The sequence below is a fragment of the Klebsiella sp. Shm-1 genome (assembly GCF_040804525.1).
GTDB lineage: Bacteria > Pseudomonadota > Gammaproteobacteria > Enterobacterales > Enterobacteriaceae > Klebsiella > Klebsiella pneumoniae.
Genome location: NZ_CP161823.1, coordinates 626,528 through 641,531, shown reverse-complemented (window position 1 = coordinate 641,531; position 15,004 = coordinate 626,528). Strand labels below are relative to the sequence as shown.

Here is a 15,004-nt window from a genome sequence, read left to right as displayed (position 1 = left end):
GGAATACCGCCTTATTCAATGGTGTCAGGCTGAACCACGCCCGGAATATTTTTGATCTCCGCCCAGCGTTCGGCAGAGATGCGATAGCCGGTGCCCGGCCCCTGATAGTCATTGATGTCGTTGACCGCGCTCACCACCTCGAACTGTCGATCGAGAATGGCCGAGGTCTGCAGGTAATCGCCGGTGACCCGCTGGCGCAGCATATTGAGAATATTGCTGGCGATATCCTCAAAGCCGCTGCGGCTCAGCGCGCCGACAATATCGAGGCCGGTGATGTTGCGCTTCATCATCTCTTCCACCGCACTCAGATCCTCCACCACGTTACGCGGCGGCATCTCGTTGCTGCCGTGCGCGTAGGTGGCGGCCTCCACCTCCTCGTCGGCGATTGGCGGCAGCCCCAGCTCGCGGAAAACCGCCTGGATCGCCCGCGCCGCTTTCTGGCGAATGGCAATGGTTTCCGCCTCGGTCACCGGACGCAGGCCGCCGTCAACCATCAGGTCACGCTGCAGGATGTTGTAATCATCAAAATCTTCCGCATCGAAGTTCGAGCCGGCGAACATGTTGTCGTAGTTCGGCACCGCGCTGTAGCCGGAGAAAATAAAGTCGGTGCCCGGCAGCATCTGCATCAGGGTGCGCGCGGTGCGGCGAATATCCGAGTGGGAGAAAGTCTGGTCGTTGGCGGACGCCACTTCGAGGTCGAGCATAGAGGCGATCAGGTTTTCCGCCAGCACCGCCCGAATGCCCGACGGCACAGCGCCGGTCATGCCGATACAGCTCACCGCGCCGTTTTGCAGTCCCTGAACCCCGGCGCCTTTGGTAATGAAGATGCAGCGCGATTCGAGGTAGAGCATCGACTTGCTCTCCGAATAGCCCATCAGCGCTTCGGATCCGGTGCCGGAGGTGTAGCGCATTTTCAACCCGCGGGAGGCGTAGGCCGAGGCGAGGAACGCCTTTGACCACGGCGTATCATCGCCGTCGGTAAATACCGCTTCAGTGCCGTAGACCGACACCGTCTCGGCGTAGCTGGTTAAGCCACGCATGCCCAGCTCCAGCTCGGTGGCCTCTTCCACCGAGCACTGCGTCAACACGCCGGGGCGGCCGCACTGCGAACCGACCAACAGCGCCAGGGCGTTAAACGGCGCGTAGCGCGCGATACCGACCGTGGTCTCCTGTTCTGAGAAGCCGCGGATCCCGGCCTCGGCGGCGTCAGCGGCAATCTGCACCGGATTATCTTTGAGATTGGTGACGTGGCACTGGTTGGAGGGGGTCCGGCGGGCACGCATCTTCTGCAGCGCCATCATCATCTCCACCACGTTCATCTGCGCCATCACCTCGACCGCTTTGGCCGGCGTGATGGCGGTAGTGATGGCAATGATCTCCTCCCGGCTGACGTGAATATCCACCAGCATACGGGCTATTTCCACCGCCTCCAGGCGCATTGCCTGCTCTGTGCGCTCAACGTTGATCGCGTAATCGGCGATAAACCGGTCGATCATGTCAAACTGGTCCCGGCGTTTGCCGTCCAGTTCGACGATCAGACCGTTGTCCACTTTTACTGAAGAGACCGGGTCAAAGGGGCTGTCCATGGCGATCAGCCCCTCTTCAGGCCACTCGCCAATCAGCCCGTCCTGATTGACGGGGCGCTGGGCCAGTACTGCAAATCGTTTTGATCTTTTCATTGTTCATCGGCTCAAAAGGTGAAATCCGCAGACGGTAGCGAATACGCCGGGCCAGCGTCGTTGCCGCCCGGCCATTACCGGCAATAGCGGAACTTTAAATGAGCCAGTGGTGAAAAAAATAAATTTAATTTCGTTTCAATTTGGCACACGAAATCTACCGACAGTTTCACTATGAAACTTTACTCCGGCGGCAAAAATAAAAAATGTGATCGCCCGCAATGATATAAATCAATTAATAAAAAACGCCCTTAATTACGTTTTGCCGACGCTATTTTAACCCTATTGACTAAATCATGGCGGGCGACAAAATAACGCTGACAAAAATAAAGCAAGCCAACCGAATGGTAATAGTTTTTTACTATCGCCCCCTACTGACTATTCGCGCCAGCGTTATCCTGGTGCGGGAGAGAATGATGAACAAGAGCCAACAAGTTCAGACAATCACCCTGGCTGCCGCCCAGCAAATGGCGGCGGCGGTGCAAAAAAAAGCCACTGAGATCAAGGTGGCGGTAGTGTTTTCCGTGGTTGACCACGGAGGCAACACGCTGCTTATTCAGCGGATGGACGAGGCCTTCGTCTCCAGCTGCGATATTTCCCTGAATAAAGCCTGGAGCGCCTGCAGCCTGAAGCAAGGTACCCATGAAATTACGTCAGCGGTCCAGCCAGGACAATCTCTGTACGGTCTGCAGCTAACCAACCAACAGCGAATTATTATTTTTGGCGGCGGCCTGCCAGTTATTTTTAATGAGCAGGTAATTGGCGCCGTCGGCGTTAGCGGCGGTACGGTCGAGCAGGATCAATTATTAGCCCAGTGCGCCCTGGATTGTTTTTCCGCATTATAACCTGAAGCGAGAAGGTATATTATGAGCTATCGTATGTTTGATTATCTGGTGCCAAACGTTAACTTTTTTGGCCCCAACGCCATTTCCGTAGTCGGCGAACGCTGCCAGCTGCTGGGGGGGAAAAAAGCCCTGCTGGTCACCGACAAAGGCCTGCGGGCAATTAAAGATGGCGCGGTGGACAAAACCCTGCATTATCTGCGGGAGGCCGGGATCGAGGTGGCGATCTTTGACGGCGTCGAGCCGAACCCGAAAGACACCAACGTGCGCGACGGCCTCGCCGTGTTTCGCCGCGAACAGTGCGACATCATCGTCACCGTGGGCGGCGGCAGCCCGCACGATTGCGGCAAAGGCATCGGCATCGCCGCCACCCATGAGGGCGATCTGTACCAGTATGCCGGAATCGAGACCCTGACCAACCCGCTGCCGCCTATCGTCGCGGTCAATACCACCGCCGGCACCGCCAGCGAGGTCACCCGCCACTGCGTCCTGACCAACACCGAAACCAAAGTGAAGTTTGTGATCGTCAGCTGGCGCAACCTGCCGTCGGTCTCTATCAACGATCCACTGCTGATGATCGGTAAACCGGCCGCCCTGACCGCGGCGACCGGGATGGATGCCCTGACCCACGCCGTAGAGGCCTATATCTCCAAAGACGCTAACCCGGTGACGGACGCCGCCGCCATGCAGGCGATCCGCCTCATCGCCCGCAACCTGCGCCAGGCCGTGGCCCTCGGCAGCAATCTGCAGGCGCGGGAAAACATGGCCTATGCTTCTCTGCTGGCCGGGATGGCTTTCAATAACGCCAACCTCGGCTACGTGCACGCCATGGCGCACCAGCTGGGCGGCCTGTACGACATGCCGCACGGCGTGGCCAACGCTGTCCTGCTGCCGCATGTGGCGCGCTACAACCTGATCGCCAACCCGGAGAAATTCGCCGATATCGCTGAACTGATGGGCGAAAATATCACCGGACTGTCCACTCTCGACGCGGCGGAAAAAGCCATCGCCGCTATCACGCGTCTGTCGATGGATATCGGTATTCCGCAGCATCTGCGCGATCTGGGGGTAAAAGAGGCCGACTTCCCCTACATGGCGGAGATGGCTCTGAAAGACGGCAATGCGTTCTCGAACCCGCGTAAAGGCAACGAGCAGGAGATTGCCGCGATTTTCCGCCAGGCATTCTGAGTGTTAACGAGGGGGCCGTCATGTCGCTTTCACCGCCAGGCGTACGCCTGTTTTACGATCCGCGCGGGCACCATGCCGGCGCCATCAATGAGCTGTGCTGGGGGCTGGAGGAGCAGGGGGTCCCCTGCCAGACCATAACCTATGACGGAGGCGGTGACGCCGCTGCGCTGGGCGCCCTGGCGGCCAGAAGCTCGCCCCTGCGGGTGGGTATCGGGCTCAGCGCGTCCGGCGAGATAGCCCTCACTCATGCCCAGCTGCCGGCGGACGCGCCGCTGGCTACCGGACACGTCACCGATAGCGACGATCATCTGCGTACGCTCGGCGCCAACGCCGGGCAGCTGGTTAAAGTCCTGCCGTTAAGTGAGAGAAACTGAATGTATCGTATCTATACCCGCACCGGGGATAAAGGCACCACCGCCCTGTACGGCGGCAGCCGCATCGAGAAAGACCATATTCGCGTCGAGGCTTACGGCACCGTCGATGAACTGATATCCCAGCTGGGCGTCTGCTACGCCACGACCCGCGACGCCGGGCTGCGGGAAAGCCTGCACCATATTCAGCAGACGCTGTTCGTGCTGGGGGCTGAACTGGCCAGCGATGCGCGGGGCCTGACCCGCCTGAGCCAGACGATCGGCGAAGAGGAGATCACCGCCCTGGAGCGGCTTATCGACCGCAATATGGCCGAGAGCGGCCCGTTAAAACAGTTCGTGATCCCGGGGAGGAATCTCGCCTCTGCCCAGCTGCACGTGGCGCGCACCCAGTCCCGTCGGCTCGAACGCCTGCTGACGGCCATGGACCGCGCGCATCCGCTGCGCGACGCGCTCAAACGCTACAGCAATCGCCTGTCGGATGCCCTGTTCTCCATGGCGCGTATCGAGGAGACTAGGCCTGATGCTTGCGCTTGAACTGGCTGGCGTCAATATCGTACTGCTTCATTTTGCGCCACAGGGTGGTGCGGCCGATATTGAGCAGCTGCGACATCTCCTGCACCCGCCCGCTGGTCACCCGGGCGGCGTGAATAATAGCTTCCTTTTCGATGGCGCTAAAGGTCAGGCTGGCCGGCAGCAGCGATGACGCGCTATCCCCGCCCGGCCGCTCGGAAAAGAGATATTCCGGCAGATTACTCAGGCGAATGTGGCCGTTGTCGCTGCTGATGGCGATATTCTCAATGACGCTGTTGAGCTCAAAATCATTCCCCGGCCACGAGTAGGCCACCAGCTGCGCCAGCGCGTCATCGTCCACTTTCAGTCGCGAAGAGAAACGCTTCTCCAGGCTCTTCAACCGGTTATGCACCAGCGACGGAATACTGTTGCGTCGGGCGCGCAGCGGCGGGATGACGATCTCAAAGGAGTGCAGCGCATAGTACAGCTGGCGGCTAAAGCGGTTCTGTTCCACCAGATTGGCCAGATCGACGGTGGTGGTGGCAATCACCTTCACATCCACCGGGATCAGGCGCCGGGCGTCGAGGCGGGTGAGCACGCCCTGCTTAATGACCTGCAGCAGGGCCGACTGCAGCTCCGGCGCCAGATACTCGATCTTTTCCAGAAACAGGGTGCCGCCGTTGGCCAGCTCAAGGCGGCTCAGGCGACCATTTTCATCGTCGGTAGGGGCGCTGCCCATAAAGTCCTGGCCCAGCACGCTGTCGGCATATAGCTGGCAGTTGACGGCGATGTAGGGGCCGCCCGCCCGTTCGCTTTCATTGTGAATAGCCTGGCTCAGCAGCTCTTTCCCAACCCCCTCTTCACCGCACAGCAGCACCGGGAAGCCGCCGCGCGCCGCCTGGCGGCCAAAGTGGATCAGGCGTCGGGTTTCCGGATCGTCGGCAGACATCTGCTCAAAGGTGTGGCTCACTTTACCGAGCTGGCTGGTCATCAGCTGCCGCATCTGCTCCACCGGATGCAGCAGCAGAATAAAACTGTTGCCTTGCGCCTCGACAATCGGTTTTAAGGTGATCACCGCGTCGACAAACTGATGCTGACTTTCAAAGGTGACTTCGACGTGATTCAGGCCGCGGGCGTGTTTGATGGCGCGGCGCAGCAGCGCCGGGAGGGTCACCAGATCGGCGATATTTTTCCCCTGGCTGGCCTGAGCATCAAGATGCAACAGTCTCGCCGCCTGAACATTGAGAAACTGCAGCACGCCCTGTTCGTTCCACGCCATCACCCCATCGTCCATGCTCTCCAGCAGGCCGTACATCTGATTGAGGTGACGGTTGGATTCCGCCAGCAGGCTGTCGGTAAGCAGGGAGTTACCCACCTCGCGGGCGATGGCCAGCGTCAGGGAGAGGTCGGCGCTGGACTGGTGCTCGACCAGACAGCAAAGCGAGATAGAGCCGAACAGCCGCCCGTGGTTATCAAACACCGGCGTCGAGCAAAAACTCCATGGCTGTAGCGCCTGCTTAAAATGCCGATCGCCGGCGGTGTTGATCGGCTGGCCCTGCATCGCGGCCAGCGACAGCGCGCAGGTGCCGATAATGCTCTCCGCGCAGTAGCTGCCGTCGCGAAATCCCAGGGCAGCCAGCTGGGCCAGGGTTTGCGGCTCGCCGCAACGGCTGAGGATGCAGGCAGACTCATCAAGAATAAACAGCGCGCAGGGGCGACCGTCCATAAACTCCCAGGCGTCTTCCAGCGCCGCCTGACCGATGGTCAGCAGCGCGGTTTTACGCCGACAGATCGAGTCGAAGGTCAGGCCCTGGGCCTGGTGCGGCGTTTGCCAGGTTTCGCGCTGCATAAACTTGCTGCAGCGGTGCCATGACTGGGCGATGACGGAAGAGACCGCCTTCCCGGTATCCTGAGTCTGAACAGTCATATCCTTTTCCGCGTTGTACCATAGAGAACCCCTCCGGCAGCGACTGCCGGAGGGGAGAAAGAAAAACCGCTGACCTGGGCCAGCGGTTTAGCCACCGCGAATTAACGCGCCAGCCACTGCTGGCCTAACAGATCGGCGGTGAGGATAGCGGCATGGACGCTCTCCGGGGTCACCGCAAACGGCATATTGTGGATGGTTTCCCCTTCCGCGCAGGTGGCTTTCGCCACCGCGGCGATTTTCTCGTCGATCCCCTCTTTGACGCCCATCTGCGCGAGCGTCACCGGCAGGCCGACGCGCTGGCAGAAGCCCAGCACCGTTTCAATCTCGTCCATCGGGCTGTTCTGCAGCACCAGCTGCGCCAGGGTACCGAAGGCCACTTTCTCACCGTGATACAGATGGTGGCACTCTTCAAGAATGGTGAAACCGTTGTGGATTGCGTGGGCGGCGGCCAGGCCACTGCTTTCAAAGCCAATGCCGCTGAGATAAGTGTTCGCCTCGATGATGCGCTCCAGCGCTTCGGTCACTACCCCGGCCTGCGCCGCCAGACGGGCCTTTTCGCCCTCCGCCAGCAGCGTATCATAGCACAGGCGGGCGAGGCTCAACGCCGCCTCGGTGGACTGTCCTCCGGCCATGCTGGTGGCGCGCGCATCGTAGCAAGCTTTGGCCTCGAACCAGGTGGAGAGCGCATCGCCCATGCCGGAGACCAGCAGGCGTACCGGCGCTTTGGCGATAATCGCCGTGTCCATCACCACCATATCCGGGTTTTTCGGATAGATCAGATACTCTTCAAACTCGCCCGCTTCGGTGTAGATCACCGACAGCGCGCTGGTCGGCGCATCGGTCGAGGCGATGGTCGGGATCACCACCACCGGCAGCTTCTGGTAGTAACCGATCGCCTTCGCGGTATCGAGGGTTTTACCACCGCCGATCCCGACCACGCCGCGGCAGCCCTGTTTTTGCAAAATCGCCATCAGACGGTTGATTTCCGCATGGCTGCATTCGCCGTTAAACCGTTCCGCATGGCAGCGAATATCGTGGCTCTGCAGGCCATTCACCACTTTCTCTCCCGCCAGCTTCATTACGAAATCGTCGGCGATGACGAAGAAGCTCTCCGCCAGGTTTTTGGCATATTGACCGAACAGAACAGCAGCATCAGGACCCTGAAGATATTTGGCTGGAGATTGAATAACTTTTAGCATTCCTTTCACCCTCAAATAAGTGCGCATGTAAACATGATGAGCCCTGGCGTTATCCGCGCCGGCCAGTGAAGCGCGGCCTGAACGGAGCGTACCGGAGCAGTGCGATCACTGTAGGGCCGGCAGGGAACAAAAAAATCTTTCGCCTTTTTGTTCTGATATGAAACACAGGTTAATTTTTTACGTTCCATATTGGAACAAAAAACCCTAGTCTCTGTCAGGATTGCGATCCCGATCCGCTCCTTTGCCGCATAATGCCCTTACAATCCTCCGTGTTTGACCGCCTTTTCTCCCGCAGTCGGCAGAAAATCAGCAAAAAATTTTTTCCCACCCGCTTCGCCGGCTATCCTGACCGCCGCTTATGGCAGAAGAAAAAAAGCGCGCCAGCTCGCATTTTCACCATATCCTCAGCAAAAACGTTCCATAAAGAAACAAAATCAGGAAGCAATGTTTCGTAATGAAACCCGATCGTCGGGGCATTCTTTTTTTCGTCCGCTCAGCCAGAATCATCATATCGCCAGGCACGCTCCACCGTCAGACGATACCCCTACGCGATGACCGCCTCCGCCAGCAGAGAGGCGGCATCGAACCTTCTCCAACGGAGCACTGAATAATGAAAAAGCTGATTAACCGTGTTGAAGATGTACTGAATGAACAATTACAGGGGCTGGCTAAAGCCCATCCGCAGCTGACCCTGCATCAGGACCCGCTGTATGTGACCCGCACCGACGCGCCGGTGGCTGGCAAGGTGGCCCTGCTCTCCGGCGGCGGCAGCGGACATGAACCGATGCACTGCGGCTATATCGGCCAGGGCATGCTCTCCGGCGCCTGTCCGGGGGAAATCTTCACCTCGCCGACGCCGGACAAAATGTTTGAATGCGCGATGCAAATTGACGGCGGCGAAGGCGTCTTGCTAATTATCAAAAACTATACCGGCGACATCCTGAATTTTGAGACCGCCACCGAGCTGCTGCATGAGAGCGGCATTAAAGTCACCACCGTGGTGGTCGACGACGACGTGGCGGTGAAAGACAGCCTCTATACCGCCGGTCGTCGCGGCGTCGCCAACACCGTACTGATCGAAAAATTGGTCGGCGCCGCCGCCGAGCGCGGCGACTCGCTGGAAGCCTGCGCTGAACTGGGCCGCCGCCTGAACAATCTCGGCCACTCGATTGGTATCGCCCTTGGCGCCTGCACCGTACCGGCTGCCGGGCAGCCCTCCTTTACGCTGAAAGATGACGAGATGGAGTTCGGCGTCGGCATTCACGGCGAGCCGGGCATCGACCGCCGCCGCTTCAGCTCGCTGGACCAAACCGTCGATGAGATGTTCGATACCCTGCTGGAAAACGGCGCTTACAGCCGCACGCTGCGCCAGTGGGATACCGTCAAGGGCGCGTGGCAGGAAGTGCAGCAGAGCAAAACCGCGTTGCAAAACGGCGACCGGGTTATCGCGCTGGTTAATAACCTCGGCGCCACTCCGCTTTCCGAACTGTATGGCGTGTATAACCGCCTCGCCCAGCGCTGCGAAGCGTCCGGCATCATCATCGAACGCAACCTCATCGGCAGCTACTGTACTTCGCTGGATATGGCGGGCTTCTCCATCACTCTGCTGAAAGTGGATGACGAGACGCTGACGCTATGGGACGCCCCGGTTCACACCCCGGCGCTGAACTGGGGAAACTAAGGAGCACGACATGTCACTGAACAGAACGCAAATCGTCGACTGGCTGTACCGCTGCGGCGATATTTTCACCAAAGAGAGCGATTTTCTCACCGGCCTCGATAAAGAGATTGGCGACGCCGACCACGGTCTCAATATGCACCGCGGTTTCAGTAAAGTGGTCGAAAAGCTGCCGTCGATTGCCGATAAAGATATTGGCTTTATCCTCAAAAACACCGGCATGACGCTGCTCTCCAACGTCGGCGGCGCCAGCGGCCCGCTGTTCGGCACCTTCTTCATTCGCGCCGCGCAGGTGACCCAGGCCCACCAGAGCCTGACGCTCGACGAGCTGTACCTGATGATCCGCGAAGGTGCGGACGGTGTCGTCAATCGCGGCAAAGCGGAGCCAGGGGATAAAACCATGTGCGACGTCTGGCTGCCGGTGGTGGACTCCCTGCGCCAGTCCAGCGAGCAGCACCTGTCGATCGCCGCCGCGATGGATGCCGCCTGCGAAGTGGCCGAGCGTGCGGCCCACGCCACCATCACTATGCAGGCGCGTAAAGGCCGCGCCAGCTATCTCGGCGAGCGCAGCATCGGACATCAGGATCCCGGCGCGACCTCGGTGCTGTTTATGGTTCAGATGCTGGCCGCCGCCGCCAAAGAGTAAGGAAATCGCGATGGTAAACCTGGTTATTGTTTCTCATAGCGCCCGGCTGGGCGAAGGTGTCGGAGAACTGGCCCGGCAGATGTTAATCAACGATGGCTGCAAACTGGCGATCGCCGCCGGGATCGACGATCCCGACAGCCCGATCGGCACCGATCCGCTTAAAGTCATGGAGGCGATCGAATCCGTGGCCGATACCGATCACGTGCTGGTGATGATGGATATCGGCAGCGCGTTGCTCAGCGCCGAAACCGCCCTCGATCTGCTCGATCCGGCGATTGCCGCGAAGGTGCGACTGTGCGCCGCGCCGCTGGTGGAAGGGACGCTGGCGGCCACCGTCAGCGCTGCCTCCGGCGCCGGGATCGACAAGGTGATCGCCGACGCCATGAGCGCCCTGGAGGCCAAGCGGGTTCAGCTGGGTTTACCTTCGCCAACTTCTGACGCCGCGCCGGCGCCGATGCTTGCCGACGACGGCGACACAAAATCGGTGTCAGTCATTATTAACAATCACAACGGCCTGCACGTGCGTCCGGCGTCGAAGCTGGTCGCCGCGCTGGCGGGCTTTAACGCCGATCTGCTGCTGGAGAAAAACGGGAAGTGCGTCAAACCGGACAGCCTCAACCAAATCGCGCTATTGCAGGTCCGCCGCAACGATAAGCTGCGCCTGCTGGCCCGCGGTCCGGATGCCGACGCGGCGCTGGCGGCGTTTCAGGCGCTGGCCGCCGATAACTTCGGTGAATCGCCTGCGGCGCAACCGGCAGCGGCTCCGGCAACGCCCGAGCGCGTCGAAGGCGCTGCCCTGCGCTATCCGCTGGCCCTGATCCAGCCGCTCCGCCCGGCTGCCGCCGATGCCGCCCGCGAGCAGCAGCGCCTGCGCCAGGCCATTGACCAGACGCTGGCGGATCTTATCGCCCTGACCGAGCTGGCGGAAAATAAATTTCACGCCGATATCGCGGCGATCTTCGCCGGGCACCACACCCTGCTCGACGATGACGATCTGTTTGATGCCGCCAACGATCGTCTGCTCACCGAACAATGCACGGCGGAATGGGCATGGCATCAGGTGTTGATGGAGCTCAGCCAGCAGTATCGCCAGCTGGATGACCCCTACCTGCAGGCGCGCTATATCGATATCGAAGATATTTTGCAGCGCACCCTGCGCCATCTGCAGGGCGTTCAGGAGAGAGTGCCGACGCCCGGCGAGCCAACAATTATTATTGCCGACAACATTTATCCCTCAACCGTCTTACAGCTGGATGCCAGCTTCGTTAAAGGCCTGTGCCTGCGCGATGGCAGCGAACAGGCTCACGGCGCGATTATCGCCCGCGCGGCGGGGATCGCCTGGCTGAGCCAGCAGGGCGAGGCGCTGAACAGCGTGCAGCCCGGCGAGACTATCGTGCTCGATATGCGCCACCAGCGCCTTATCCGTGACTAAAATTCACGTTGACCGTTACCGCTCCGGGGGCCTGCCTCCGGAGGGTGAGTTTTCGCTTACTCTTCAGGAACCACTATGTCTCAATTCTTTTTTAACCAGCGCGCCAGCCTCGTCAACGATGTGATTGAGGGTACCATTATCGCCAGCCCGTGGAATAACCTCGCCCGTCTGGAGAGCGACCCGGCGATCCGGGTGGTGGTCCGTCGCGATCTGAATAAAAACAACGTGGCGGTGATCTCCGGCGGCGGCGCCGGCCATGAACCGGCGCACGTCGGCTTTATTGGTAAAGGCATGCTGACCGCCGCGGTCTGCGGCGATCTGTTCGCCTCGCCGAGCGTCGACGCGGTGCTCACCGCCATTCAGGCAGTGACCGGCGAGGCGGGCTGCCTGCTGATCGTCAAAAACTACACCGGCGATCGGCTTAACTTCGGTCTGGCGGCGGAGAAAGCGCGCCGACTCGGCTACAACGTGGAGATGCTGATCGTCGGCGACGATATTTCGCTGCCGGATAACAAACAGCCGCGCGGCATCGCCGGGACCATTCTGGTGCATAAAGTGGCGGGCTATTTCGCCGAGCGCGGCTTCAACCTCGCCACCGTCCTGCGTGAAGCGCAATACGCCGCCAGCCATACCGCCAGCATCGGGGTGGCGCTGGCCAGCTGCCACCTGCCGCAGGAAGCCGACAGCGCGCCGCGCCATCAGGCCGGTCACGCCGAGCTGGGAATGGGCATCCACGGTGAGCCGGGCGCCTCGACGATCGCCACGCAAAACAGTGCGGAGATCGTTAACCTGATGGTGGAAAAACTGACCGCCGCCCTACCGGAAACCGGCCGCCTGGCGGTGATGCTCAATAACCTCGGCGGCGTGTCGGTGGCTGAGATGGCGATCCTGACCCGCGAGCTGGCCAACACCCCGCTGCAGGCGCGCATTGACTGGTTAATAGGCCCGGCCTCGCTGGTGACGGCGCTGGATATGAAAGGCTTCTCGCTGACCGCCATCGTGCTGGAGGAGAGTATTGAGAAAGCGCTGCTGTCGGATGTGGAAACCGCCAGCTGGCAGAAGCCGGTGCAGCCGCGGACTATCAACGTCGTGCCGTCCACCCTCGACAGCGCCCGGGTGGATTTTACGCCCTCGGCCAACCCACAGGTGGGCGATTACGTGGCGCAGGTGACCGGCGCCCTCATCGATCTTGAAGAACATCTCAACGCGCTGGATGCCAAAGTAGGCGACGGCGATACCGGCTCCACCTTCGCCGCCGGGGCGCGCGAGATTGCCGAGCGGCTCGAGCGTCAGCAGCTGCCGCTGAACGATCTGCCAACGCTCTTCGCGCTGATCGGCGAACGCCTGACGGTGGTGATGGGCGGCTCCAGCGGGGTATTGATGTCTATCTTCTTCACCGCTGCCGGGCAGAAGCTGGGGCAAGGCGCCAGCGTGGCCGAGGCGCTGAACGCCGGTCTGGGGCAGATGAAATTTTACGGCGGCGCCGATGAGGGCGACCGGACAATGATTGATGCTCTACAGCCGGCGCTGGCGGCGCTGCTGGCCGAACCGGATAATCTGCAGGCCGCTTTCGCCGCGGCGCAGGCCGGCGCGGATCGCACCTGCCAGTCGAGCAAAGCCGGCGCCGGACGCGCCTCCTATCTCAACAGCGAGAGCCTGCTCGGCAATATGGACCCCGGCGCCCACGCGGTGGCAATGGTGTTTAAGGCGCTGGCGGAACGCTAAGCCTTCCCCGGTGGCGCTGCGCTTACCGGGGCGACGTAACACCGCCGAATAGCAGGTCGGGTAAGGCGTAAGCCGCCACCCGACAAAAAACGGCACCGCCGGTAGCCCGGATAGGGCGCGACGCGCCGCTATCCGGGTTTTACCACGATGGTTTTTTACTTGCTGTGCCAGTACGCCTGGGAACGCACCAGCTGCTGATCGATGCTCTCGTCTTCAAAGCGCGCCAGCAGCGATTTCACCACCGCGCCTTCGCCGGTCAGCCAGATAAAATAATCCTCCGCCGGCACCTTCACCTGCGCCAGACGCTCGGCGACGAAGGCCGGATTGTGGCCCACCACCCACTCGATGTTAAAGCCGTCGAGATCCGCCAGATAATCTTTATACGACGCATCGGCGATAGTAACGATGGCCGTCACCTGCGGCCTCGCCGGCAGCTGGCGTAATCCCAGCAGACGACGGCGCAGCGCCGGCATGCCGGACTCATCGCAAACATACAGCTGCCAGGCATAATCTTCCGGCACCACCAGCGAGCCGCGCGGGCCGCCGATCACCAGCTTATCGCCCACTTTTGCTTCCAGCGCCCAACGGCTGGCGATACCGCCATCGTGGATATAGAAATCGTAAGCCAGCTCGTGACGTTCGGCATCGTACAGCGGCGTATAGTCGCGGGTGGCAGGCCGCACGCCTTCCCCCCAGTCAATCCCCTCCTCGGTCACCTGCGGCGGGGTAAATGCCGCGCCCGGCTCGGGGAAAAAAAGCTTGGTATGGTCGTCAAAGCCGTGAGAGGCGAAGCCTTCCAGCGCCTCGCCTCCCAGCACGATACGCTGGAACGCCGCGCCTGCGCGCTCCACGCGCAGCACCGTCAGCTCACGGAAACGCAGCTCATTGCGGACACGCTGCGGGTACTTGTCTGCTTTGGTTTTTGTCATCATCGATTGCCTTCGTGAACGGTAAATAGATATATCTAAACTTGATGCAAATGATAATGATTGCCAACTAAAAAGAATGCAAGTCTTTTTTTGATATAGTCAAAACAAACCGCATCAAAATCCACAGCCAGAAAAAAATCACATATATATCAACAACTTAAAAAATAAATAGCAACCAGCATTGCGAACATTCATTTTTTAGATATAAATTAGATATATCAAAAACAGCAGGAGGTAACCATGCGACATCATCATGAAGAAGGGCGTGGGCCACGCGGGCGCCACGGTGATCCCAGCGAACACGGCGACCATGGCCGCCGCGGCGGCGGACGTCGCCAGCGTTTCTTTGGCCACGGCGAACTGCGGCTGATCATTCTGGATATCCTCAGCCGCAGCGCCAGCCATGGCTATGAGCTGATCAAAGAGATCGAAACGCTTACCCAGGGGAACTACAGCCCCAGCCCGGGGGTGATCTATCCGACGCTGGATCTGCTCCAGGACCAGGGCCTTATCAGCGTGGAAGACGACAACGGACGCAAGAAAATCCTTATCAGCGAGGAAGGAAAACAGCTGCACGCCGAGAACCAGGAGCACCTGGCCCATATCCAGGAGCGCCTGCAGGCGCGGATGGTCGGCTGCGAGCTGCGCCGCGATCCGCAGATGAAGCGCGCGCTGGAAAACTTCAAAGCGGTCCTCGACCTGAAAGTGAACCAGCAGGCCAGCAGTGCCGCCCAGCTCAAGCAGATCATCGGCATTATTGACCGGGCGGCGATGGAGATCTCTCAGCTCGACTAAGCCTCTTTTTCCACCACCGGCTGCCCCGCGCTGGGGCAGCCCGCACCACGGCGGATCGCCCCGTCTATTGCCGCCAGGCAGAAAAT

14 protein-coding genes are annotated in these 15,004 nt (G+C 60.2%); 10 read left to right on the top strand and 4 right to left on the bottom strand.

Translation table 11 applies throughout. The features are described from left to right. Window positions 1–11 precede the first annotated feature (11 nt). Window positions 12–1,679, bottom strand: coding sequence for a propanediol/glycerol family dehydratase large subunit (locus tag AB1E37_RS03150; RefSeq protein WP_002917676.1), 1,668 nt, complete (start codon window positions 1,677–1,679; stop codon window positions 12–14). 413 nt (window positions 1,680–2,092) lie between these two features. Between AB1E37_RS03150 and AB1E37_RS03145 the strand changes: the two genes are divergently transcribed. From AB1E37_RS03145 to AB1E37_RS03130, 4 genes are read left to right on the top strand one after another with little or no spacing between them, the layout of a single operon-like run. Beyond that, window positions 2,093–2,521: a heme-binding protein gene (locus AB1E37_RS03145; protein WP_032448167.1), complete on the top strand. Its 429-nt coding sequence runs from the start codon at window positions 2,093–2,095 to the stop codon at window positions 2,519–2,521. Between the two features lie 21 nt (window positions 2,522–2,542). Continuing rightward, the gene (gene dhaT / locus AB1E37_RS03140) at window positions 2,543–3,706 is read left to right on the top strand and encodes a 1,3-propanediol dehydrogenase (protein WP_004150927.1); all 1,164 of its coding nucleotides are present in this window, start codon (window positions 2,543–2,545) and stop codon (window positions 3,704–3,706) included. Between the two features lie 20 nt (window positions 3,707–3,726). Then, window positions 3,727–4,080: a glycerol dehydratase reactivase beta/small subunit family protein gene (locus AB1E37_RS03135; RefSeq protein WP_002917678.1), complete on the top strand. Its 354-nt coding sequence runs from the start codon at window positions 3,727–3,729 to the stop codon at window positions 4,078–4,080. After that, complete coding sequence (locus AB1E37_RS03130; protein ID WP_002917679.1) at window positions 4,081–4,611, top strand: cob(I)yrinic acid a,c-diamide adenosyltransferase; 531 nt, start codon at window positions 4,081–4,083, stop codon at window positions 4,609–4,611. On the opposite strand, the gene dhaR is transcribed toward AB1E37_RS03130, so the two are convergent. Both dhaR and AB1E37_RS03120 read right to left on the bottom strand, forming a co-directional pair. Further along, window positions 4,589–6,514 carry a dihydroxyacetone kinase operon transcriptional regulator DhaR gene (gene dhaR / locus AB1E37_RS03125; RefSeq protein ID WP_002917680.1) on the bottom strand — a complete coding sequence of 642 codons (1,926 nt, stop codon included), beginning with the start codon at window positions 6,512–6,514 and terminating at the stop codon, window positions 4,589–4,591. The two genes, AB1E37_RS03130 and dhaR, sit on opposite strands and share 23 nt — an antisense overlap. Window positions 6,515–6,615: 101 nt before the next feature. Continuing rightward, a complete protein-coding gene (locus AB1E37_RS03120; RefSeq protein ID WP_002917681.1) occupies window positions 6,616–7,713 on the bottom strand; it encodes a glycerol dehydrogenase in 1,098 nt (365 codons plus the stop codon). 269 nt (window positions 7,714–7,982) lie between these two features. On the opposite strand from AB1E37_RS03120, the gene AB1E37_RS03115 reads away from it, so the two are divergent. From AB1E37_RS03115 to AB1E37_RS03095, 5 genes are all read left to right on the top strand, one after another. Continuing rightward, window positions 7,983–8,168: a hypothetical protein gene (locus tag AB1E37_RS03115; RefSeq protein WP_020324489.1), complete on the top strand. Its 186-nt coding sequence runs from the start codon at window positions 7,983–7,985 to the stop codon at window positions 8,166–8,168. A 155-nt stretch (window positions 8,169–8,323) separates the two neighbouring features. Beyond that, on the top strand, window positions 8,324–9,394 hold the full coding sequence (gene dhaK / locus AB1E37_RS03110) for a dihydroxyacetone kinase subunit DhaK (RefSeq protein ID WP_002917682.1): 1,071 nt from the start codon (window positions 8,324–8,326) through the stop codon (window positions 9,392–9,394). Window positions 9,395–9,404: 10 nt separating this feature from the next. Then, on the top strand, window positions 9,405–10,037 hold the full coding sequence (gene dhaL / locus AB1E37_RS03105) for a dihydroxyacetone kinase subunit DhaL (RefSeq protein ID WP_002917683.1): 633 nt from the start codon (window positions 9,405–9,407) through the stop codon (window positions 10,035–10,037). A gap of 10 nt (window positions 10,038–10,047) precedes the next feature. Further along, window positions 10,048–11,469: a dihydroxyacetone kinase phosphoryl donor subunit DhaM gene (gene dhaM / locus AB1E37_RS03100; protein WP_004174229.1), complete on the top strand. Its 1,422-nt coding sequence runs from the start codon at window positions 10,048–10,050 to the stop codon at window positions 11,467–11,469. A 75-nt stretch (window positions 11,470–11,544) separates the two neighbouring features. Then, on the top strand, window positions 11,545–13,194 hold the full coding sequence (locus tag AB1E37_RS03095) for a glycerone kinase (protein ID WP_004174228.1): 1,650 nt from the start codon (window positions 11,545–11,547) through the stop codon (window positions 13,192–13,194). 155 nt (window positions 13,195–13,349) lie between these two features. Here AB1E37_RS03095 and AB1E37_RS03090 read toward each other — a convergent pair whose 3' ends face one another. After that, window positions 13,350–14,126: a siderophore-interacting protein gene (locus AB1E37_RS03090; protein ID WP_004144829.1), complete on the bottom strand. Its 777-nt coding sequence runs from the start codon at window positions 14,124–14,126 to the stop codon at window positions 13,350–13,352. A 237-nt stretch (window positions 14,127–14,363) separates the two neighbouring features. Here AB1E37_RS03090 and AB1E37_RS03085 point away from each other — a divergent pair, with 237 nt between their 5' ends. Then, window positions 14,364–14,918, top strand: coding sequence for a PadR family transcriptional regulator (locus AB1E37_RS03085; protein WP_002917718.1), 555 nt, complete (start codon window positions 14,364–14,366; stop codon window positions 14,916–14,918). Window positions 14,919–15,004 lie beyond the last annotated feature (86 nt).

What these genes read in the sequence shown, in the direction of transcription:
- dhaL (WP_002917683.1), top strand. Translation starts at nt 9,405, where the DNA reads ATGTCACTGAACAGAACGCAAATCGTCGACTGGCTGTACCGCTGCGGC.
- AB1E37_RS03135 (WP_002917678.1), top strand. Translation starts at nt 3,727, where the DNA reads ATGTCGCTTTCACCGCCAGGCGTACGCCTGTTTTACGATCCGCGCGGG.
- AB1E37_RS03085 (WP_002917718.1), top strand. Translation starts at nt 14,364, where the DNA reads ATGCGACATCATCATGAAGAAGGGCGTGGGCCACGCGGGCGCCACGGT.
- AB1E37_RS03120 (WP_002917681.1), bottom strand. Translation starts at nt 7,713, where the DNA reads ATGCTAAAAGTTATTCAATCTCCAGCCAAATATCTTCAGGGTCCTGAT.
- AB1E37_RS03090 (WP_004144829.1), bottom strand. Translation starts at nt 14,126, where the DNA reads ATGATGACAAAAACCAAAGCAGACAAGTACCCGCAGCGTGTCCGCAAT.
- dhaR (WP_002917680.1), bottom strand. Translation starts at nt 6,514, where the DNA reads ATGACTGTTCAGACTCAGGATACCGGGAAGGCGGTCTCTTCCGTCATC.
- dhaT (WP_004150927.1), top strand. Translation starts at nt 2,543, where the DNA reads ATGAGCTATCGTATGTTTGATTATCTGGTGCCAAACGTTAACTTTTTT.
- dhaM (WP_004174229.1), top strand. Translation starts at nt 10,048, where the DNA reads ATGGTAAACCTGGTTATTGTTTCTCATAGCGCCCGGCTGGGCGAAGGT.
- AB1E37_RS03145 (WP_032448167.1), top strand. Translation starts at nt 2,093, where the DNA reads ATGAACAAGAGCCAACAAGTTCAGACAATCACCCTGGCTGCCGCCCAG.
- dhaK (WP_002917682.1), top strand. Translation starts at nt 8,324, where the DNA reads ATGAAAAAGCTGATTAACCGTGTTGAAGATGTACTGAATGAACAATTA.
- AB1E37_RS03095 (WP_004174228.1), top strand. Translation starts at nt 11,545, where the DNA reads ATGTCTCAATTCTTTTTTAACCAGCGCGCCAGCCTCGTCAACGATGTG.
- AB1E37_RS03130 (WP_002917679.1), top strand. Translation starts at nt 4,081, where the DNA reads ATGTATCGTATCTATACCCGCACCGGGGATAAAGGCACCACCGCCCTG.
- AB1E37_RS03150 (WP_002917676.1), bottom strand. Translation starts at nt 1,679, where the DNA reads ATGAAAAGATCAAAACGATTTGCAGTACTGGCCCAGCGCCCCGTCAAT.